Origin of the sequence: Gordonia sp. CNJ-863 (genome assembly GCF_001942325.1) — a bacterium.
In the GTDB taxonomy this organism is placed as follows: domain Bacteria; phylum Actinomycetota; class Actinomycetes; order Mycobacteriales; family Mycobacteriaceae; genus Gordonia; species Gordonia alkanivorans.
The window spans coordinates 114,087-133,832 of record NZ_MKKG01000077.1 but is presented as its reverse complement, the minus strand read 5'-3'; the positions used below and the strand labels follow the sequence as shown (position 1 = coordinate 133,832).

Genomic DNA, 19,746 nt, shown 5'->3' with positions numbered 1-19,746 from the left:
GCCGGCAGGTCATTCGCCGGCGAGCTGTTCGTCTGCACGAGGAGTTCGGACGGGCCCGGCGATCGCCGCGCGCATGCGCTGCACCGATGCGATGAGTCGTCGGGCCTGCCGGGCCGGCGAGTCGTCGGCGGGCTCGGTTGCCTGAAAGGTGTACTCGACCTCCACGTCCCTGGTCGACTTCGCGATCCTCGACGGCACACCGCCGTGTTCGATCGCCGACACCGTCGCGTCGGCGGCTCCCCGGAGCTCCTCGACGAGGTCCTGCTCGATCCCCGGATCGACCCGGTCGCCGTTCCCGGTGTCCTCCGACCGCGTCAGGCCGGTCGCCGACCACGCGAGTCCTCTTGCCTCACGTGTCGTCTCGTAAAGATGCGGCCGCAGACGGCGCAACGTCGATCGATGGAATCGGCTGAGCGAGAACACTGCCGAGGTCGCGGCGTCGAGCATCGCGGCTTCGGCCCCGTCGAGCACTCGGACGGCGGCAAGGGCCGCGTCGGAGTCGGGCTCCCCCGGCCTGTTCTCGCCTCTGCGAAGGGCAACCGAGGCCATGTTGACCAGGGCGTCGAAATACGCCCGCAGCTTGGTGTCGAGGACGGGTGAGGTCGGCGTACTCAGAATGAGAAAGGCCGCGGCCGCGCCGACGAGGGCACCGCACAGGGTCTCCTCGATGCGCCACTCGAGGACGTGGCGGTCCAGGACACCGAGCAGGTCGTAGCTGTTGGTGAGGACGATCGTGATGAACAGGATCGTCCAGGTGTAGGAGATCGCGCCGAGGTAGAAGGCGAAAAAGACCGCGCAGACCACGATCACGTACTGCACCGCGGGGTGTTCGCCGATGATCAGCACGGCGGCGACACCGATCACCAGCCCGACCACCGTGCCCTGCACCCGTTTGACGGCCTTGGTGAGAATGGCTCCGCGCGTGGCCATCCCGTTGAAGACCATGAAGGCGCTGAGCACCGCCCAGTACCAGCGGCTCGCCGAGATGAGCTCGCCGACGGCGAGGGCCACCGAGCAGGCGACCACGACCTGGAGCGCGAATCGGGTGGTGTCGGGCCTCGGTGTCGTCTTTGCCGGCGTCGACGTCTTGCCGGTGGATGTCGCCTCCGTGGATGTCGCCGGCGTGGTCGGCTTCTGGCGCCCGACGGCGATCGCGCGCAGATCGGCTGTCGCCCCCACGACGATGCGCAACGTCTCGATGATCTGACCCGTTCCGACGAGCGCCGGGGCGGCGTCGCCCGACGACCTCAGCGCACCACGGACCTGCGACACCGACTGGGCGACGGCGGGATCCGCTCGGTGCTCGACCACCCGGAAGGCTGCCTGTTCACAGGACAGATGGAGCATGGAGACCCGTCGTGACAGGGTCGTGTCATCCACATCCGAGTAGTGTGCCGCATCGTAGTTCTCCTGCCATCCGGCAACCGCACTCGTCGCCGCCGACAGCCGGGTCACCGCCGCCGCCACCCGCTGCGGCCCCGCCGCCGGTTCGCTCGCGACCCGGAGCAGATCGTCGGCGCAGACCTCCACGCTCCGCAGGAGGCGCACCAGTTCCCCACCCGGCCGGTCCGGGACCAGCACCAGTCGCACGAAGAGTGCGCTCGCCACGGCGATGACGACGAGGCCGCACAGCACCGGCAACGTGTGCAGGTCGGCCCCCATCACCACCGCGAAGAAGAACGCGAAGAACCCGAAGAACCCGAGCGCACTCCCCCGCGGCCCGTACCGCGTCGTCCAGGCGGCGAGACCGGCGATCGCCACGAAGGCGACCGCCCGCGCGACCGGCCACGGATGTAGGAGGCAGGCGAGGAGTGCCGCCGCGAAGCCGGGGACGAGTAGCGCTACGGTCGTGAGGATCCGAGCCCGCGCGGTCGTGTCCTTGACCGCACCGACCGTCGCCCACAGCGAGAGGAAGCCGGCCGAGAGCTCGGCCGCGACCGGGATGCTCACCACCGATCGGATCGCGAGAACCACCAGGGCACCGATGGCCATCGCCGACGCGCCGCGCGCGGCTTTGCGCAACCTCGCCGCACCAGGGTCGTGCGTCGTCAGCAGTGCGGTCAGTGCGAAGGGCGGTGCCATGGGAGGAATCTTCTCATCGTCGCGTCGGACCGCAGGATGGCGGCGACGCATGTTCGTGCCACCGACGGCGGGGTGCACGCGCGGCGGGCGTCGGCCTGAACCCGTCTGCTCGTCAGTCGGTCTCGTCGACCCCGAACGACACCGCGAGCTGCTCGCACCAGGTGTCGACGACCTGCGCTCGTCGCGCCGAGTCGTCGGTCAGGGTGTCGGCCAGGCCGAGCCCCCGCGCGAAGTCGAGCGTCGCCTGCACGAGACGATGCCCCTTCTCGTCGGCCGGCGAGACCCCCATCGCCGCCATCGTGCGCTGATGGGCTGCGCGGGCGAACTTCGCCTCCAGCGGCAGGATCAAGGTGCGCAGAGCGGGATCGGAGGCCGCGGCCGCCCACACCTGCAGGGCCGCCTTGAATTCCGTTCCGGTGTAGACGTCGACCACGCGTTGAACGGCTGCCAGCACTCGTGCAGGGGTGATCGGCTCGCCCGGCGCGGCCGACGTCCCGAACCTGCTGTCCGCCGCCGTCGTCAGGTCGTCGAAGACCTGCTCGAGTGCAGCGGTGATGAGCGACTCCCGCGTCGGGAAGTGGTGCTGCGCAGCGCCTCGCGAAACGCCGGCGCGTTCGGCGACCGCGGCGACGGTGGCCGCCGCCCAACCATCCGCCGCGAGTGCGTCGATCGTCGCCCGCAGCAGGCGCTCACGCGTCAGGCGTGAGCGTTCCTGCTGCGGTTCACGACGATTCGACGACACACGCGTGGACACCATCGGTAGTGCCTCAGTACGACTTCGGGAGGCCGAGGCTGGCCTGCGCGACGAAGTTGAGGATCATCTCCCGGCTGACCGGTGCGACGCGGGCGATGCGGACGAGGCTCAGCATCGGCGCGATGCCGTATTCGGTCGTCAGCCCGTTGCCGCCCATCGAGTGCACGGCCTGATCGACGAGCTTCACCGCGGCCTCGGCGGCGGCGTACTTCGCCATGTTCGCCGGCTCGGCGGCACCCCAGTCGTCGCCCGCGTCGTACATCGTCGCGGCCTTCTGCATCATGAGTTTGGCCATCTCGAGCTCGATCTTGCCCTGCGCCAACGGATGGGCGATGGCCTGGTGTGCGCCGATCGGCGTCTTCCACACCGTGCGCTCCTTGACATACGACACGGCCTTGTCGAGCGCGAACCGCCCCATGCCGACCGCCGACGCCGCGGCCATGATCCGTTCCGGGTTCAACCCGGCGAACAGCTGACTGAGTGCCGCGTCCTCGTCGCCGACGAGTGCGTCGGCCGGCAGCCGGACGTCGTCGAGGAACAGCTGGAACTGCTTCTCCGGGTTCTGCAGTTCCATGTCGATCATGGTGTACGAGAAGTTCTCCGCGTCGGTCGGCACGATGAACAGCGCCGGCTTCAGCTTGCCGGTCTTCGCGTCTTCGGTGCGCGCCACGATCAGAACTGCCTGAGCCTGGTCGACACCGGAGATGTAGACCTTCTGACCGGACAGCAGCCAGTCCGAACCGTCACGGCGGGCCGTGGTGGTGATGTTGTGCGAGTTCGACCCGGCGTCGGGTTCGGTGATGCCGAACGCCATCGTGATCGAGCCGTCCGCGAGGCCTGGCAGCCACCGCTGCTTCTGCTCGTCGGTGCCGAAACGTGCGATCACGTTGCCGCAGATGGCCGGCGAGACCACCAGCATCAGCAGACCGGTGCCGGAGGCGGCGATCTCCTCCATGACGATCGCGAGCTCGTACATGCCCGCACCGCCGCCGCCGTACTCCTCCGGGAGGTTGACGCCGATGAAGCCGAGCTTGCCCGCCTCCTGCCAGAGCTCATCGGTCTTGCGTCCCTCGCGGGCGCAATCCCGGAAGTACTCCTGGCCGTACTTCGCGGCCAGACCGGCGACCGCGGAACGCAGCGCGGCGCGCTCCGGGGTCTCGACGAAGGGGTTCTCCAAGGCTGTCATCGCGTCTTTTCCTCTGTGTGGGTTCGGGTTCGGATGGGGGCGTCGACTCAGGCGTGGAAGCCGAGTCGCTTGGCTGCCAGACCGTTGAGAATCTCGGTGGTGCCGCCGCCGATGCCGATGATGCGCATGTCGCGGTACTGGCGTTCGACCTCGGTGCCGGTCATGTAACCGAGTCCACCGTGCAGCTGAACGGCCTTGTTGGCCACCCATTCTCCGGCCTCGACCGCGGTGTTCTTGGCGAAGCACACCTCGGCGATGAGGTCGTCGTGCGAGGTCACCTTCCGCTCCACCACGGCGCGGGTGTAGACGCGGGCGATGTCGATACGACGCGCCATCTCGGTCAGGGTGTCCTGGACCGACTGACGCGCGATGATCGGCTTGCCGAAGGTCTCGCGATCACGGGCCCACTGCACGGTGAGGTCGAGACACCGCTGGGCGCTGGCGTAGGCCTGGACGGCCAGACCCGACCGCTCGGTGACGAAAGCCATGGCGATCTGGGCGAATCCGGAGTTCTCCGGTCCGACGAGGTTCTTCACCGGGACGCGTGCGTCGACGAAGGACAGCTCCGCGGTGTCCGAGCAGCGCCAGCCCATCTTGTCGAGTTTGCGGGTGACGGTGAATCCGGGGGTGTCCTTGTCGATGACGAGGAGGGACACGCCGCCGGCGCCCGGTCCGCCGGTGCGGACGGCCGCCACGACGAAGTCGGCCCGGACGGCCGAGGTGATGTAGGTCTTCGAGCCGTTGACGACAAAGAAGTCGCCGTCGCGCTCGGCCTTGGTGGTCAGGTGGCCGACATCGCTGCCACCGCCGGGTTCGGTGATCGCGAGCGAGCCGATCTTCTCACCGGCGAGAGTCGGGCGGACCCAGCGGTCGATCTGCTCCGGATCGCCGGCGGCGATCAGGTGCGGCAGGGCGATGCCGTGGGTGAACAGGCCCGCGAAGATACCGCCGGCCGCACCGGCGTAGTGCAGTTCCTCGGCGAGGATCGTCGTGTCGATGACGTCGCCGCCGGAGCCGCCGACCTCCTCGGGCACCCCGAGGCCGAACAGGCCGAGCCTGGCGGCCTCGAGGTGAAGCGAACGCGGGATCTCGCCGTCGCGCTCCCAGTCGTCCTGGAAGGGCACGATGTGCTTCTCGACGAACTTGCGGACCATCGAACGCAGTTCGAGACGTTCCGGCGTGTCCCAGACGTTGGGGCTGGTGATGGGCACCCGAGGCTCCTTAGGTGATGTGACCGTGGTGTGGAACGAGTGGAGGGTTCGACGCGGCGTTCAGGCGCCGCGCGGCTCGCGGCCGGCGCCCGGAGGCCCGGCGAAACACTGTGCGATACCGGACCATTCGAGCGCATCCTCGCCGACGAACTCCAGGTCGAGGTCGGCGACGGCACGTCGCTGCGTGACGAGCTGGCAGAAGTCCAGTGCCGAGCCGCGCACGATGTTCGACGCGTCCTCGGGACCCCAGGTCCACAGCTCACCCGACGGCGAGGTCAGGGCGTAGTGGAACGGTTCGGCCGGCGGGACCTTGTTGTTGACGATGTAGGCGAAATCGCGTGTGCGCACACCGATGTGCGCGACGTGGCGGATGCGGTCGCTGGGCAGCACCGTCACCCCGAGGGCGTCGGCGACGTCGAGACCGTGCGCCCACGTCTCCATCAGCCGCGCGGTCGCCATGGACGCCGCCGACATCGGCGGGCCGAACCACGGGATCTTCACACCCTGGGGCACTTCCCGGAGCGCGTCCGCCAGCATTGCTCGCGCGAGTCGCCAGCCCGCGAGGATCTCCTCGACCGGGGCACCCGCCCCGGCCTCGGCGGCATCGTCGACGTAGGTCTCGGGGCTGTTCTGCAGAGCCTCGGTCACCAGCTCGGTGAAGCGCTCGGGATCGGTCGCCGCGATGGCGGCGACCTCGTCGGTCCACGCAAGGTGCGCGATCTGGTGGGCGATGGTCCACCCCGGGGCCGGCGTCGGCGTGGCCCATCCCGCGTCGTCGAGGTCGGCGACCAGCGCATCGAGCTGGTCGGACTCGGCTTCGAGGTCTGCCACGACGCCGTACACGGCCGCTGCTCGATCGGTCATGCGCCATAGCGTCACACAGGACCGTAGAAGAATCAAGCGCGCTTGATTGTTTCTTTGGCGACGCACAGTGAACCGCCCCTGCGATCAACCCTCAAAGCGAGTCCGCCGACGATATGTCGGCGACTCCGCTACCGGGGGCAGATCCCAGGGGCGGTCATCAGGGTTGGTTATCGGAGCGGAGCAACCGCCGTCAGTGGTAGTGAACGTCCAGCGTGGCGCGGCTCAGCAGGACATCGTCGTATGAGGTCATGGTCGCCTCGAAGGAGGAGATCCGACGCCCGGTCTTGATCGGCGTCACCTCGACGGTGACCTCGCTGCCGTCGACCGCCGGCGATCGGTAGAAGCCGATCGCCATGTCACCGATCGAGTACTCCTGCCCTGCCCCGGCGTGCAGGTGCCCGGCGAAGGACCCCGCCTGGCCGACGATCGTCGCGATGACGCCGCCGTGCATGGTGCCGAACATGTTGCCCATCCAGGGGTCGGTGGCGCTGCGGAACCGAATACCGGCGTCGCACTCGATGGCCCCGTCGAGCACCTCGACCGTGCCGTTGAGCATCTCGACCAGCGGTCCGGGGTCCCGCTGCTTGGTGGCGATCTCCTCGACCACCGCCCGCCCGGTCAGATCCGCGGGGATGGCGGCCGGGAGCGTCACGCCGTGGTCGTCGTCGCAGCTGGGCATCGCCATCCCGATCTCGGCGGACGGAGTCTGACCCGTCAGGGCGCGCCCGACGCGAACATTGCGGGCGGTGCCCACACAACACAGTTGCCCTGCCCCGGAGCGGATCTCGACGTATGTCGAGCCCCAGCCGTCGTCGTGCATCACCACCTCGGCACGCGCCGCGAGCAGGTCACCGATGTTCGCGCGACCGTGCGTCGACAACGACAACCGCGCCTGCAGCGTGGCGGCCGCCGGGTCGTCGTGGGTGCGATGGAACGGGATGCCTCCGCAGTGATCGAACAGAACGGCGAGCGCGGGCAGCTCGATCAGGCCGCGATGGTCGGCGAACTGCGAGCAGAGCAACTGAGCGGCGCGCACGCCCTTGCCCTCGACGGCGAGGTCGCCGAGATGGAAGGCGGACAGCGGGTCGTGTGGCCCCGGGTTCGATGACTCGGCGTGATGCGGATCGCTCATACGTCTTCTGTATCAGCAGAATGCCGCCGACCTCACCTTGAGGAGTCCAACATCACTCCCGTACGCTGTGGATTCGAAGTGTCCAAAGTGACGGGAGATACACATGGGACGCAAGACCATTGCTGGACTCGGAGCCGTTGCGGCATTCGGTGCGATGACGCTGGGCGCTGCGACCGCGCAGGCCGCCCCGGGTGAGCAGGCGCTGAGCGTTGAACAGGTCCCGAACACGGGCATCACCGTCGGCTCGAACGGCGTCAGCGGAGGCTTCCTCGCCTCGATCCTCGCATCCGCGACCGAACCGGGTGTTACCCAGGTCGCACTGAACACGACGCCGACCGAGGCCTGCGCAACCAACCTCAAGGACGCACGCGTCGGCATCAGCTGGACCAACAAGTCCACCGGCCAGTCCGGCAGCGACGTCTTCGATGCCTGCAGCGACGCACGCCCGTCGGACGGCGTGGCCCTCGCGACCGGTGCCGGCTCGATCGAGTTCACCACGACGATCATCGGCAAGAACGACCGCACGTTCACCGTCGTGCCCGGTAGCGGCTCGTTCAAGCGCTAGCGGCAGACAGCAACACCCGTTCGGTCGGGGACGCTTCGGCGTCCCCGACCGAGTTGTTTCCGGGAACCCCGGCCGTGGTGCGCGAACGTCTCCGCCTGTCATGCCCAGGCGTCTCGGACTGTCATGCCCAGGCGTCTCCGACGGCCACACCCAGGCGTCTCCGACGCGGCGCAGTAGACAATATTTCAGATCTGTACACGCACCTGGTGAACACGTTCTAGATTTGGCCGCATGGCCGAGACAGTGACCCAGCTCCTCCAGGCACGAGCCGACGACGACAACCTGGCGATCACCTACGAGGGACGCCGCTGGACGTGGCGCGAGTACGTCCGCGATGCGGAGAAGACCGCTGCCGCAATACTGTCCGTGGCCGACGCCTCTCGACCGATGCACATCGGCACCCTGCTGGGGAACACCCCGGACATGCTCATCGCCCTCGCGGCCGGAGCCCTCGGCGGCTACGTCACCGCCGGCATCAACAACACCCGACGCGGCGACGGCCTGACCGCCGACATCCTGCGCGCCGACTGCCAGATCCTCATCACCGACGCCGAGCACCGCCCCCTGCTCGAGGGCCTAGAACTCCCCGGCGTGACGGTCCTGGACACCTCGACCCCGCAGTGGACCGACCTCATCGCCGGGGCGGGTGACCTCACCCCGCACTCCGTGCCGGGCGCGATGGACACGTTCATGCTGATCTTCACCTCGGGCACCAGCGGCAACCCCAAGCCGGTTCAGTTCGCGCACATGATGATCCCGTTCGCCGGTCCCGTCCTCTCCGACAAGTACGACATCGGCCCCGGCGACGTCTGCTACCTGTCGATGCCGCTCTTCCACAGCGCCGCACTGATGGGCGGCTACTGCGTCGCACTGTGCGGCGGGGCCGCGATCGCGCCCGCCAAGTTCTCCGCGTCGACCTTCCTCGACGACATCCGCCGCTACAACGCGACGTACATGAACTACGTCGGCAAGCCTCTCGCCTACATCCTCGCCACCGAGGAGAAGCCCGACGACGCCGACAATCCCCTGCGCGTCGCCTTCGGCAACGAGGCCACCGACCGTGACATCGACGAGTTCTCGCGCCGCTTCGGCTGCACGGTCTGGGACGGTTTCGGCTCCACCGAGCTCGCGATCATCATCACCCGCGAACCGGGCACCCCGCACGGTTCGATCGGCCGCGGCTTCCCCAACGTCGCGGTCTACGACTCCTCCACGATCACCGAGTGTCCCGCAGCCGAATTCGACGGCACCGGAGCACTTCTCAATCCCGACGAGGCGATCGGTGAGCTGGTGAACGTCGAGGGCGGCGGGATGTTCATGGGGTACTACAACGACTCCGCTGCCACCAACGAGCGTCTGCGTCACGGGATGTACTGGTCCGGCGACCTCGCCTACAAGGACGCCGACGGGTGGATCTACCTGGCCGGCCGGACCGGCGACTGGATGCGGGTCGACGGCGAGAACCTCGCCGCCGGGCCGATCGAGCGAATACTTCTGCGGGTGCCCGAGATCAACCGCGTCGCGGTGTACGCGGTGCCCGACGAACACGTCGGTGACGCCGTGATGGCCGCCGTCGTGCTGCAGGACGGCGTCGAACTGAGCCCGGAGTCCTTCGCCGAACAGCTTGCCGCACAGGCGGACCTGTCGCCGAAGGCCTGGCCGCGATACGTCCGGATCGCCGACGACCTGCCCACCACCGCCACCAACAAGATCCTCAAGCGCACCCTGAAGCAAGAAGGTGCGACCGCCGGCGACGGCACCCTCTGGGTGCGCGAGGCGCGGTCGCAGGAATACCGCGAGGCCGTCAGCGCGAGCGCCTGAGCCCATGGAACAGCTCACCGAGCTCGGCTACTACGCACTCTCCCGGCACCCGGTCACCCCCCGCGAGCTCGCCGGCGAGGCGCGGTTCGCCGACGAGATCGGACTCGGGACGGCCTTCGTCTCGGAGCGGTTCAACGTCAAGGACGCGGCCGCCCTGTGCGGTGCTCTCGCCGGTGCGACCGAGAACCTCGGGATCGCCACGGCGGCAACAAACCACAACACCCGGCACCCCATCATCACCGCGACGATGGGCGCCACCCTGGCCGAGGTGTCCGGCGGTCGCTTCGCTCTCGGACTCGGACGCGGGATAACCCCGCAGTGGCAGATCCTCGGCGTCCCGCTCGTCACCGGCGCGGCCCTGCGCGACATCACCGGGCTGCTCCGCAGGCTGTGGGCGGGTGAGATGGTCGTCGGTCACGACGGACCCATCGGCTCGTACCCGTTGCTAAATCTCGGCGTGACCCTGGATTCCCCACCGCCGATCATGCTGGTGACCATGAGTCGCAAGACCCTCGAACTGGCCGGTGAGATCGCCGACGGCGTCGTCCTGCACACCTATTTCAGCGCGGACGCCACCCGACGGGCCGTCGCCCACGTGCGCGAGACAGCCGAACGCACCGGCCGCGACCCGGCGTCGATCCGGATCTGGTCGGTCGTGGCGACGGTGTCCGACGACCTGGACCCGGCCGACCGGATGCGCCGGTTGTACGGGCGCCTCGCGACCTACCTGCAGGGCTACCCCGACCAGCTCATGGGTGCCAATCAATGGGACCCCGCCGATCTCGAACGAGTGCGGGCGACAACCGCTTTCACCGGCGCCCGCGGGCCGATCGATGCCACCGCGACTGACAACGAACTCGCCGAACTGGCCGAGACCATCCCCGAGGCGTGGGTCGCCGACTCCGCGACCGGTTCGCCGTCGGACTGCGCGAAGACCATCGCCGAACAGTTCGACCTCGGCGTCGACTCGGTGATACTGCATGGCGCGACGCCGACCGAACTGGCACCGGTGGTCTCGGCGTACCGCGACATTCGTCCCGACCGCGCGGTCGGACTACCGGCCAACCCCGGAAGGATGCCCTCGTGACGGAAACCCTCGAGATACCCACGAGCGTCGAGCAACTCACGGCGACGTGGCTCACGGATTTCCTCGGCGAGAACGGCCACGACGCGTCGATCACCGCGGTCACCGCCGAGGCTGTCGGGACCGGGCAGATGGCCGGGTCGTATCGGCTGACACTCGAACACTACGGTCCGACGGATCTGCCCGCCACCATGGTCGCCAAGCTGGCCACCGGCGCTCCCGAGCAGCGGGAGTTCGGGTCCGGGGTGTTCCGCAACGAGGTCCGGTTCTACCGTGATCTGGCCGCGGGCTTCACCGTCCCGATCCCGCGGTGTTACGCCGCCACCATCTCCGACCCGGCCACCGAGTTCGTGCTCCTGCTCGAGGACATGGGCGACGCGGTGCAGGGCGACCAGATCACCGGATGCACGCCGGCACAGGCGGAGTCGGTCGCCGTGGCGGCGGCCGGTCTGCACGCACCCCGCTGGAACGACGCCGCACTGCTCGAGGAGATGCCGCTGCCCGGTGCCGCCGAACGCGAGATGATGGAGACGATCCTCGCCCCGATGGCCGACGTCTACCGCGACCGCTTCTCGCCCGACCTGCAGAGTTCGGCGGCCATCGACTGGCTGGTCCGCGAGGCCGGCGACTGGCTGGTCGCGCCTCTGCGGAACACCGCACTCATCCACGGAGACCTACGTGTGGACAACGTGCTGTTCAGCCCGACCGGCGAGGTGACGGTCATCGACTGGCAGACCATCACCACCGGTAACCCGCTGCGCGACATCGCCTTTCTACTCAGCACCAGCCTGACCACCGAGGATCGTCGAAAGCACGAACGCGGCATCGTCGCGTCGTATCACCGTGCGGTGGTCACCGAGGGCGTCACCGACTACACGCTCGACGAGTGCTGGGACGACTACGTCGCCAACCTCATCCAGGCGCCGCTGATCATCGTCTTCGGTTCGGCCGCCGCGCAACCCACCGAACGCGGCACCGCCATGTTCGACGCGATGCTGTCCCGCAGCGCGGCCGCGATCGAGGATCTCGTGCCGGGCGGTCTGGCCGGACGATGAAGCTCGTCGTCGGCGGCAACGGTTTCCTCGGTGCCCGACTGGTCCGTCATCTCGTCGGGAACGAGGACGACGTACGCGTCCTCACGCGTCCGACCAGCGATCTCCGCACGCTGTCCGGCCTGGACTTCGAGCACGTCACCGGCGACCTCTTCGACGCCGACTCGGTGCGCGCGGCGATGGACGGTTGCGACGTGGTGTTCCACTGCGCCGTCGACACCCGTGCCTGGCTGCGGGATCCGGCACCGCTGTACCGAACAAATGTCGACGGCCTGCGGGCGGTGCTGGACGTCGCCGCCACACAGCCGCTGCGCAGGTTCGTCTTCACCAGTACCGCCGCCACCATCGGGCGGGTCCAGGGGCGTCTGGCCACCGAGGACGATGCGTTCAACTGGCCGAAGCACGCACCCGGGTACGTGAAGAGTCGCGTCGCCGCCGAGAACCTACTGATGGACTACTCCCGCGACGGGGCCGTGCCGGGCGTCGTGATGTGCGTCGCCAACACCTACGGTCCCGGCGACTGGCAGCCGACGCCACACGGGTCTTTCGTCGCCGGTGCGGCTTTGGGCAAGCTGCCGTTCACCATTCGCGGCTGCCGGGCCGAGTCGGTGGGCATCGACGACGCTGCACGCGCACTCGCCCTGGCGGCCGAGCGGGGTGAGGTGGGCGAGCGGTACATCGTCGCCGAGCGGTCCATCGACACCGGCGAGATCGTGGAGATCGCCGCCCGCACCGCCGGCCGGGAGCCTCCCCGGCTCGTGCTCAACCGCCCTGCGCTGTACGCGGCCGGTGCGGCGGGCTCGGCGCGGGCCGCCCTCACCCGCAAGCCCGTCCAGCTGACCGTCCCGTCGGTGCGGCTGATGCACTTCATGTCCGAGATGGACCACGGCAAGGCCGAGCGCGACCTGGGCTGGCGGCCGAGACCGGTGACCGAGGCGATCGCCGAGGGCGCACGGTTCTGGCTGGAGCGACGGGCCGCCCGCCGGTCCTGACGAAAAATTCAGGTCAGCCGAGGAGTTCCGCCAGCTCGCCGAGGCTGTACGGCGAGGTGTCCTTGTGATCGCGGTAGGCGATGAAGCTCGCCTGCTGTGTCTCGAACCGTCCGATGAAACCGCCTGCGGCGCTGAAGATGCTGCCGGTGACGTGCTCGGCGACATCGCTGGCCAGGAAGACGTACAGCGGTGCCACGTATTCCGGCGGCGCCGGATCGAGGGCGGCCTCCCGGGTCAGGTCATCGAGAATCCCCCGACGATGCAGGCCCTCGATGTGGGCGACATAGTCGTCGCCGGTCGACAGCCGCGACTTGGCGCCGGGCATCACGACGTTGACCCGGACGTGGTGTTCGGCCAGGTCCGCGGCGGCGGCGAGGGCCAGCGCGTTGACGCCGCCCTTCGCCGCGGGATAGCCGCTGCCGCCGAACATCCCGAGCGACGCAGCCGAGCCGGTGAGCACGATCGACCCCGAACCCTGCTCGACGAAGACCCGTCCCGCGGCCTGGAGGAGGTGGAACGCAGACATGAGGTGTCCGTCCACCTGGGCCCGGAACTCGTCGGGGGTGATGGTCAGGACCGTCGACCCGGCGGGTTCGGCGATGCCCGCGCAGTTGATGGCGATGTCGAGTGCGCCGAACTCGCCGAGCGCGGCGTCGACCATCTGCTGGGCGACGGCGTCGTCACCGGCCGAGCCGCGGACGCCGACGGCCTGTCCCCCGCCGCCGCGGATCTCCGCGACGGTCTCCTCGAGCGCATCTCCGTCACGTCCGTTGACGACGACCGAAACTCCCTGGCCTGCCAGCGCATACGCCACCGCGAGGCCGATCCCGCGGGTGGCGCCCGCGATCACGGCGACCCGGCCGCCCAGTCCGGCAGCCCCGGGAGACCAGCCGCCGTCCGGATTCACGCCGAGCTGCCGACCGGCGTGATCGGGATCGAGCGGCCTCGATCGACGAACTCGAAACTCGCGCCGCCGCTGAACCGTGCGATCGCCACCTCGCCGCTCTCCTTCTGCGCCGTGTCCGAGGTGACGATCCGGATCTCGAGCGCATCCTCGGTCTCGACGGCACCCTCGACACGCAGGTACGGACTCACCGCCGTCGCGGCGGCCTGCAGTGGTTCCAGATGATCCGGCGTGAGAAGCGACATCCATCCGCCGTCGGTCATGGCGTCGGATTCCCTGGGCAGCCGGACGGAGACGGTGTCGCCGTCGGCGGTCGCGGTCAGACCGGTGTACTGCGCCGGCCCGAAGCACGGATGCAGCGCCAGCACCTGCGCCAGGCCTTCGGCGTCTGTCGACAGCTCGAGGGCCGCGCGAATCCGGTCCGCCGCGAGACCGGCGATCCCGATCAGCTGCTTACGGAAGATCTCGACGACCTGATCTTCGCTCTCCGCATACCGCCGCAGGCTGATCAGGAAGCCGAGGGACAGCAGCTGATGTTGCAGCGCAACCTCTTCCGCGATCCGCGCCAGTGCCGACGTCGACCACTCCGCGAACTGCAGATCCTCGACGAGTGGCCCTCGGTAGTCGACCCAGCCGTCGGTCGACGCCGCGTCGATCGCGGACAGCTCGATCTGGCCGGCGCGCGTCCCGAACATCTCCTCGGCATCCGGGGGAAGCGGCAGTTCGTCGCGGTCCGGTTCGATGGTGACCGTCCACTCGCAGTGCGGAGTCCGGTCGACGGGGCGTCGAGGTGGCCGATGCACCGGTCGGATACGCGCCCGGCGGTTGGTCGCGATGGCCGTCGCGTCGAAGGTCGGGTCCTCGATGTCGTGGCACATCGTCGTGACGTACTCGTCGCCGAGCGGTTCGACGTCGAGCAGGGCGCCGCAATGATCGAGGATGAATGATCCGTGGTACTTGTCGTCGACGCGGTACCGGAAGTCCATGAACTGCGGCGGTGCACCGATGTCGAGCTGGAGACATTTGAACATGTCCTCAACGCCGTCACCGTCGACTCCGAGTGCCGTCCGAACGCGATGCGTGTACACCGGGCTCGCGGCCATCCATTCCTCGATGGCGATCCTGCCCATCACATCTCGACCGAAAGCGCTGATGAGGTGGGCCATACCGCTGCGGTCGATCATCTGACCGGACAGCAGGAGTTCGGGGACCAGGACGGCGAGCTGCGCCTGACTCAGACCTTGATAGGTCGGGGCTGTGGAAGTCATGTCAGGTCACCAGAACGCGACCGGCGCCTTACCGAAGTCGTACCACCCCGGCAGGTTGCCCGGCGCCGCCTTCTCCACCCGCTTGAGCATTCCGTCGCTCATCGCGTTGTTCTTCATCATCTCGATGAACAGGGCGGAGACGTTGCCGTAGTCGAAGAAGTCACGCTGCCAGGAGAACTGGAAGTTGCCGCCGTACTTGAACCAGCTGCCCTGGATGCCCTCGAGCGCGTAATGGCTGCCGTCCTCACGGGTGCCCTCGTAGACCTGCTTCCAGAGGCCGATCATGTCGCCGGTCTTCTCGTCGATGACCCATGCCTGATACGGATACTCCCAGCCCTCGAGGCCCTCCATCTCCTGACCGAGCGCGAGCTCGCGGATCTCTTCGCGGCCCACGGCCATGAAGTCCTTCTTGGGGCCGTAGTTCCAGCCGTAGGTGGCGTCCTCGGTGTAGAACTCGGCGAGCGGCTTCCAGTCCCCCGCCTTCTCCGCCTCGATGTTGGCGGCCAGCCACCGTTCCTTCATCTCTTCCAGTTCCGCACGGTCAAAAGACATGTGTTCCACCTTCACTCGTCATCTTCGATGAGACGCAACGCTTGCGTCGGGCAGTACTGCACGGCGGCCTCGACCTCGGCTCGCCGGGATTCGTCGGGGTTGGCGTCGAGGATCTCCACATGGTCCATATGGGCGGCGAAGACCTCGGGGGCCTCGAGCTCGCACATGCCGTGCCCCTGGCACAGATCCAGATCGACCTCGACGCGCATCAGCGATCCTGACGCTTGCGGTAGGCAACGCGGCAGGGCTGCTGCAGCTGAACCACCATCTTCGAGTGGTCGTTCTGGTAACTCTCGGACGGCTGCAACATCTCGAACTCGTAGTTCTGGAACAGCACCGAGAAGATCGCCTTCAGCTGCATGATCGCGAACTGCGCACCGACACAACGGTGTCGGCCGGCGCCGAACGGAATCCAGGTCCAGCGGTTGACCAGATCCTCCTGCCGCGGCTTCTCGTACCGGTCGGGGTCGAAGGCGTCGGCATCCGGGAAGTCCTCGGGCAGACGGTTGGAGACCGCGGGCGACACCGCGATCGACTGACCGGCGGCGATCTCGTAGTCCTCGACATGGAAGTTTCTCTGCACCACGCGCATCAGGATGATCAGCGGCGGGTGCAGTCGCAGCGCCTCCTTCAGCGCGTTCTCGAGCTGCGGCATCTGCCGGGTGTGGGCAAAGGTGTACTCGGGACGTTCGCCGTCGGGGGTGTCGCCGTAGATCTCGTCGAGTTCGTCGTAGACGCGCTTCATGTAATCCGGGTTGCGCAGCAACTCGATCAGCGTCCAGGCCGCGGTGCCCGATGTGGTGTGATGGCCGGCGAACATCATCGAGATGAACATGCCGGTGACCGTGTTCGCGTCGAAGCCGACCTGGACGAGCACGTCCATCAGGTCGCGATCTTCTTTGTCCTGAGTCGGGTTCGCGATGCGCTCGTCCATCACGCCCTGGATGAACTCGACGAGCTCGGCGCGTGCCTCGTCGCGCTTGCGGAAGCTCTCGATGTCGGCGTTGTAGTCGACGTAGGCGATCGGGTCGGTGCCCTTCTCCAGGTCGTGGAAGAGGTGGGCGATGTGGGCGCTGAGACGCTCGCGGAACTTGCGTCCGATAAGGCACGCCGACGAGGTGTACAGCGTCAGTTCGGAGAAGAAGTCGAGCAGGTCGATCTCACCCTCGTCGCCCCACTCGGCGATGATGCGCTCCACCTCGTTGGGGATCGTCACCGCGTGCTGCTTCATGTGGGCGCCCTTGAGGGCCGAGTTGTGGATCGCCTTGGAGCGTTCCTCGGGACTCGCGTCGAAGACGACCCCCTCGCCGAACACCGGCGTCATGAACGGGTAGGCGGCCGCCTGGTCGAGGTCCTCCTCGGGGGCGCGGAAGAACTCCTCGTTCGCCGCGGCCCCGGACACCAACACCACCTCGCGGTCGGCGAGTTGGAACAGGCCGACGTCGCCGCATTCCTCCCGGACGCGCCAGAACAGCGAGATCGGGTCGGTGGCGAGCTCGTCGAGATGTCCGTGTTCGCCCTCGCCCCCGGAAACGCGAGGCGGCTTCTTCAGGCCTGATTCGGTGATCGCGGTCATCGATCGGTCCCCTTGTCCTTCGTCGACTGTGTGTCTTGCTGTGTCTTGCCGGAACTCCGGTCGCGGGAGACGGCCCCTTCGGCCTCCACCTCGACCGCGCGCATGTGGGCGCCGCGCGGCATGGTGACCATGGCCGCGACGGCGAGCGCGATGTGGCGCGGTTCGAGGAAGTTGCCGTGCCGCGCCAGACCGTGCTTGATCCAGTCGTTGAGCATGTCCTCGGTGGTCTTCGGGTCGAGATTCATGCCCATGCCGGTCAAGGTCTGTCCCGGCCGGACCACACCCGCACGCACGCCGGTGCCCTCGAGTTCGAGCTGGATGGTCGAGACCAGTCCGTCGATACCCGACTTCGCGGCCACATAGGCCGACGACCAGGGCCGCGGATGGAGCACGACATCGGAGCCGATGAATACGAAATCACCTCGCGCACGGTCGATCATGCCGCCGATGACCGCACGGTAGATGCGGTAGGCGCCGGTGAGGTGGATGTTGACCTGATCGGCGAAGTGCTCCGGGCTCGTCTCATAGGAGAGTCCGACCGCGAGGTCACCGGCACCGGCGACCACGATCTCGAGTTCACCCAGCGCGGCCTCCGCCTTCGCGACACAGTCGATGACCGACTGTTCGTCGGTCACGTCGAGCGGCACCGCAACCGCTTCGCCACCCGCGGCGATGATCTTGTCGGCCAACTCCTGCAGCTTCTCGACGCGCCGGGCCGCGAGGGCGACCGGATGGCCTGCGGCGGCGAGGTGTTCGGCGGTTGCCGCTCCGATTCCCGACGACGCTCCTGCGACCAGAACCGGTCGACGTTCGGGATGAGGACGAAAAGCCATCAGCGCACCGTCACTTTCACGGGGAGTTCGGCGAAGCCGCGCACGTTGACCGAGTGCACACGGACCGCCCTGTCGATGTCGATGTCGACCGAGCGGATCGACCGGATCACCTCGCCGAGACCGATGTTGGCCTCCAGGCGAGCGAGATGGGCGCCGAGGCAGAAGTGCGCGCCGAGGCCGAAGCTCATCAGCGCCTGCCCGTTGTCGCGACCGATGTCGTACTTGTCGGCGTCCGGACCGAAGACCTCTTCATCGCGGTTCGCCGAGCCGACGAGGAGGAGTACGCGGTCGCCGGCCGGGATCACGTAGTCCCCGTACGGTGCGTCCTCGACCACGCGACGCACGACGATCTGCGTCGAGTTGTCGTAGCGCAGCGTCTCCTCGGTCCACTGCGGGACCGCGAGTTCGGGGTCGGCGAACACCTTGGCGAGCTCGTCGGGATTGCGCCAGCCCCAATACAGGGCGTTGGCAAGCAGTTTGGTGGTCGTCTCGTTGCCCGCGACCACCATCAGCACCATGAAGCCGACGATCTCGTCCTCGGTGAGCTTGATCTTCTCCCCGGTCTCGTCGTCGTCGATCTCGGCCTCGATCAGGGCCGAGACCAGATCCTCGCCGGGATTCTTCCGCCGGTCGGCGATGAGTTCCGAGTAGTACTTGTGCAGTTCGATGTAGGCGTAGATCGCGGCCTCGGGGATGTCGAGGACGCCGTCCTCGCGATGCAGGAGCAGATCGGACTGGTGACGCAGATCCGTACGGTCGGCCTCGGGAACGCCCAGCAGCTCGGAGACCACATCCATCGGCAGGAGCGCGGCGAAGTCGTGGACGTAGTCGAACTCGCCCATGTCGAGGCACTTGCTCCAGTGCTGGTGCGTCAGCGCGGTGATCCGGCCGGTCAGGTCGTTGACACGGCGCGGCGTGAAGCCCTTCGACACGAGCTTGCGGATCCGCATGTGCTTGGGGTCGTCCATCGCGAGGAAGGACATCGACTTGTGCGCGTCGGGCCCGTACGCCGAGGGGTCCATCGACACGCCCCAGCTGTTCGAGAACCGTTGCACATCACGGAATCCCGCGCGGACGTCGGCGTGGTTGGCCAGGGCCCAGAAGTTCATCTCGGCGTTGTAGTAGACCGGCGACTCCCGGCGGAGCCGCGCATAGGTCGGATACGGATCCTCGTGAAAGTCGTAGGCATACGGGTCGAAGGGGAGCGCCCGCTCCATCCCCGGCACCGATGTCGTTTCGGTCATCACTTCTCCATCAGTAGATGTGCTGCGGCGACAAGACGTTCGGATGTCTGCTCATAGGTCATGTGCCCCATGCCGGCGTAGACGAGGCCGCCGGAGTAGATCATCTCCAGGGTGTCGAGCAATGGACCCGGATTCTCCGGGTCTTCCTCGAGCGCGGCCGCCAGACGCCGACGGATGAACGCGCCGATGCGAACGCGCAGATGCTCGACGTCGGGATCGGTTCCCAGCAGCGCAACGGTGACCGCGCCGCCGAGCTGCCCCTCTCCGGCGACGACGAGGGCGACCTCGCGAAGCACCTGGGCGACCCGCTCGGCCGGCGTGGCGGCCGGGTCGGGTTCGGAGACGCCCGCGGACAGCCGACGCCAGAAGACCTCGGCCACCAGGTGGCTCTTCGACGAGAAGTACATGTACGCCGTGGCGGGTGCGACGCCCGCGAGCTTGGCCACCGAACGCACGGTGAGCCCGTCGAATCCCTCGGCGTTCAACACGTCGACCGCCGCGTCGGTGAGTCGCGCGACCGTCTCGGCCTGCTGCTGTGTCAGGCGGCGACGTGTGGATTCCTGGGACACGGGGCTGGACATGTGAGCCACGCTACACTAGGTTTGAACGCGAGTCCAGACACCTGT

At 67.8% G+C, this 19,746-nt stretch carries 19 protein-coding genes; 5 read left to right on the top strand and 14 right to left on the bottom strand.

The window, feature by feature from the left end; translation table 11 throughout:
- Positions 1-9: 9 nt before the first annotated feature.
- From BJF87_RS23300 to BJF87_RS23275, 6 genes are all read right to left on the bottom strand, one after another.
- Complete coding sequence (locus tag BJF87_RS23300; protein WP_006360295.1) at positions 10-2,082, bottom strand: FUSC family protein; 2,073 nt, start codon at positions 2,080-2,082, stop codon at positions 10-12.
- Positions 2,083-2,194: 112 nt separating this feature from the next.
- The gene (locus BJF87_RS23295; protein WP_006360296.1) at positions 2,195-2,839 is read right to left on the bottom strand and encodes a TetR/AcrR family transcriptional regulator; all 645 of its coding nucleotides are present in this window, start codon (positions 2,837-2,839) and stop codon (positions 2,195-2,197) included.
- A gap of 10 nt (positions 2,840-2,849) precedes the next feature.
- A complete protein-coding gene (locus BJF87_RS23290; RefSeq protein WP_006360297.1) occupies positions 2,850-4,022 on the bottom strand; it encodes an acyl-CoA dehydrogenase family protein in 1,173 nt (390 codons plus the stop codon).
- Between the two features lie 47 nt (positions 4,023-4,069).
- A complete protein-coding gene (locus BJF87_RS23285; protein ID WP_035753498.1) occupies positions 4,070-5,233 on the bottom strand; it encodes an acyl-CoA dehydrogenase family protein in 1,164 nt (387 codons plus the stop codon).
- A gap of 60 nt (positions 5,234-5,293) precedes the next feature.
- Positions 5,294-6,097, bottom strand: a complete 804-nt coding sequence (locus tag BJF87_RS23280) for a TIGR03084 family metal-binding protein (RefSeq protein WP_075863994.1) — start codon at positions 6,095-6,097, stop codon at positions 5,294-5,296.
- A gap of 190 nt (positions 6,098-6,287) precedes the next feature.
- Positions 6,288-7,229: a PaaI family thioesterase gene (locus BJF87_RS23275; RefSeq protein ID WP_075863993.1), complete on the bottom strand. Its 942-nt coding sequence runs from the start codon at positions 7,227-7,229 to the stop codon at positions 6,288-6,290.
- Positions 7,230-7,332: 103 nt separating this feature from the next.
- Between BJF87_RS23275 and BJF87_RS23270 the strand changes: the two genes are divergently transcribed.
- The 5 genes from BJF87_RS23270 (at position 7,333) to BJF87_RS23250 (ending at position 12,743) form a co-directional block, all read left to right on the top strand.
- A complete protein-coding gene (locus tag BJF87_RS23270) occupies positions 7,333-7,794 on the top strand; it encodes a hypothetical protein (protein WP_006360301.1) in 462 nt (153 codons plus the stop codon).
- A 231-nt stretch (positions 7,795-8,025) separates the two neighbouring features.
- Positions 8,026-9,615 (top strand): fatty-acid--CoA ligase FadD1, encoded by a 1,590-nt coding sequence (fadD1, locus tag BJF87_RS23265; protein WP_006360302.1) that lies wholly within the window; start codon positions 8,026-8,028, stop codon positions 9,613-9,615.
- Positions 9,616-9,619: 4 nt separating this feature from the next.
- The gene (locus tag BJF87_RS23260; protein ID WP_006360303.1) at positions 9,620-10,702 is read left to right on the top strand and encodes a TIGR03857 family LLM class F420-dependent oxidoreductase; all 1,083 of its coding nucleotides are present in this window, start codon (positions 9,620-9,622) and stop codon (positions 10,700-10,702) included.
- The gene (locus tag BJF87_RS23255; protein ID WP_006360304.1) at positions 10,699-11,754 is read left to right on the top strand and encodes a phosphotransferase family protein; all 1,056 of its coding nucleotides are present in this window, start codon (positions 10,699-10,701) and stop codon (positions 11,752-11,754) included. The genes BJF87_RS23260 and BJF87_RS23255 overlap by 4 nt, the downstream gene beginning before the upstream one ends.
- Entirely contained in the window at positions 11,751-12,743 is a 993-nt protein-coding gene (locus tag BJF87_RS23250) for an NAD-dependent epimerase/dehydratase family protein (RefSeq protein WP_006360305.1), read from the top strand. Before BJF87_RS23255 ends, BJF87_RS23250 begins: the two co-directional genes overlap by 4 nt.
- 13 nt (positions 12,744-12,756) lie before the next feature.
- Here the strand turns inward: BJF87_RS23250 and BJF87_RS23245 are convergent, their stop codons facing one another.
- Genes BJF87_RS23245 through BJF87_RS23210 form a run of 8 tightly spaced genes read right to left on the bottom strand, consistent with a single transcriptional unit; the run spans position 12,757 to position 19,701 of the window.
- Positions 12,757-13,650 carry an SDR family NAD(P)-dependent oxidoreductase gene (locus tag BJF87_RS23245; protein WP_035753491.1) on the bottom strand — a complete coding sequence of 298 codons (894 nt, stop codon included), beginning with the start codon at positions 13,648-13,650 and terminating at the stop codon, positions 12,757-12,759.
- Entirely contained in the window at positions 13,647-14,915 is a 1,269-nt protein-coding gene (locus BJF87_RS23240; RefSeq protein WP_006360307.1) for a hypothetical protein, read from the bottom strand. Before BJF87_RS23240 ends, BJF87_RS23245 begins: the two co-directional genes overlap by 4 nt.
- 6 nt (positions 14,916-14,921) lie before the next feature.
- Positions 14,922-15,467, bottom strand: coding sequence for a nuclear transport factor 2 family protein (locus tag BJF87_RS23235; RefSeq protein ID WP_035753617.1), 546 nt, complete (start codon positions 15,465-15,467; stop codon positions 14,922-14,924).
- An 11-nt stretch (positions 15,468-15,478) separates the two neighbouring features.
- On the bottom strand, positions 15,479-15,676 hold the full coding sequence (locus tag BJF87_RS23230; protein WP_006360309.1) for a ferredoxin: 198 nt from the start codon (positions 15,674-15,676) through the stop codon (positions 15,479-15,481).
- Positions 15,676-17,043 (bottom strand): cytochrome P450, encoded by a 1,368-nt coding sequence (locus tag BJF87_RS23225; protein ID WP_006360310.1) that lies wholly within the window; start codon positions 17,041-17,043, stop codon positions 15,676-15,678. The genes BJF87_RS23230 and BJF87_RS23225 overlap by 1 nt, the downstream gene beginning before the upstream one ends.
- Positions 17,040-17,876 (bottom strand): SDR family oxidoreductase, encoded by an 837-nt coding sequence (locus BJF87_RS23220; protein ID WP_006360311.1) that lies wholly within the window; start codon positions 17,874-17,876, stop codon positions 17,040-17,042. Before BJF87_RS23220 ends, BJF87_RS23225 begins: the two co-directional genes overlap by 4 nt.
- Positions 17,876-19,120 carry a cytochrome P450 gene (locus BJF87_RS23215; RefSeq protein ID WP_006360312.1) on the bottom strand — a complete coding sequence of 415 codons (1,245 nt, stop codon included), beginning with the start codon at positions 19,118-19,120 and terminating at the stop codon, positions 17,876-17,878. Before BJF87_RS23215 ends, BJF87_RS23220 begins: the two co-directional genes overlap by 1 nt.
- Positions 19,120-19,701 (bottom strand): TetR/AcrR family transcriptional regulator, encoded by a 582-nt coding sequence (locus tag BJF87_RS23210; protein ID WP_075863992.1) that lies wholly within the window; start codon positions 19,699-19,701, stop codon positions 19,120-19,122. Before BJF87_RS23210 ends, BJF87_RS23215 begins: the two co-directional genes overlap by 1 nt.
- Between the last annotated feature and the right edge of the window lie 45 nt (positions 19,702-19,746).

Excerpts from the sequence above, each read along its gene's own strand:
- BJF87_RS23275 (WP_075863993.1), bottom strand. The coding sequence starts at position 7,229 with ATGAGCGATCCGCATCACGCCGAGTCATCGAACCCGGGGCCACACGAC.
- BJF87_RS23250 (WP_006360305.1), top strand. The coding sequence starts at position 11,751 with ATGAAGCTCGTCGTCGGCGGCAACGGTTTCCTCGGTGCCCGACTGGTC.
- BJF87_RS23295 (WP_006360296.1), bottom strand. The coding sequence starts at position 2,839 with ATGGTGTCCACGCGTGTGTCGTCGAATCGTCGTGAACCGCAGCAGGAA.
- BJF87_RS23220 (WP_006360311.1), bottom strand. The coding sequence starts at position 17,876 with ATGGCTTTTCGTCCTCATCCCGAACGTCGACCGGTTCTGGTCGCAGGA.
- BJF87_RS23225 (WP_006360310.1), bottom strand. The coding sequence starts at position 17,043 with ATGACCGCGATCACCGAATCAGGCCTGAAGAAGCCGCCTCGCGTTTCC.
- BJF87_RS23300 (WP_006360295.1), bottom strand. The coding sequence starts at position 2,082 with ATGGCACCGCCCTTCGCACTGACCGCACTGCTGACGACGCACGACCCT.
- fadD1 (WP_006360302.1), top strand. The coding sequence starts at position 8,026 with ATGGCCGAGACAGTGACCCAGCTCCTCCAGGCACGAGCCGACGACGAC.
- BJF87_RS23210 (WP_075863992.1), bottom strand. The coding sequence starts at position 19,701 with ATGTCCAGCCCCGTGTCCCAGGAATCCACACGTCGCCGCCTGACACAG.
- BJF87_RS23280 (WP_075863994.1), bottom strand. The coding sequence starts at position 6,097 with ATGACCGATCGAGCAGCGGCCGTGTACGGCGTCGTGGCAGACCTCGAA.
- BJF87_RS23230 (WP_006360309.1), bottom strand. The coding sequence starts at position 15,676 with ATGCGCGTCGAGGTCGATCTGGATCTGTGCCAGGGGCACGGCATGTGC.
- BJF87_RS23290 (WP_006360297.1), bottom strand. The coding sequence starts at position 4,022 with ATGACAGCCTTGGAGAACCCCTTCGTCGAGACCCCGGAGCGCGCCGCG.
- BJF87_RS23240 (WP_006360307.1), bottom strand. The coding sequence starts at position 14,915 with ATGACTTCCACAGCCCCGACCTATCAAGGTCTGAGTCAGGCGCAGCTC.
- BJF87_RS23215 (WP_006360312.1), bottom strand. The coding sequence starts at position 19,120 with ATGACCGAAACGACATCGGTGCCGGGGATGGAGCGGGCGCTCCCCTTC.
- BJF87_RS23260 (WP_006360303.1), top strand. The coding sequence starts at position 9,620 with ATGGAACAGCTCACCGAGCTCGGCTACTACGCACTCTCCCGGCACCCG.
- BJF87_RS23270 (WP_006360301.1), top strand. The coding sequence starts at position 7,333 with ATGGGACGCAAGACCATTGCTGGACTCGGAGCCGTTGCGGCATTCGGT.
- BJF87_RS23235 (WP_035753617.1), bottom strand. The coding sequence starts at position 15,467 with ATGTCTTTTGACCGTGCGGAACTGGAAGAGATGAAGGAACGGTGGCTG.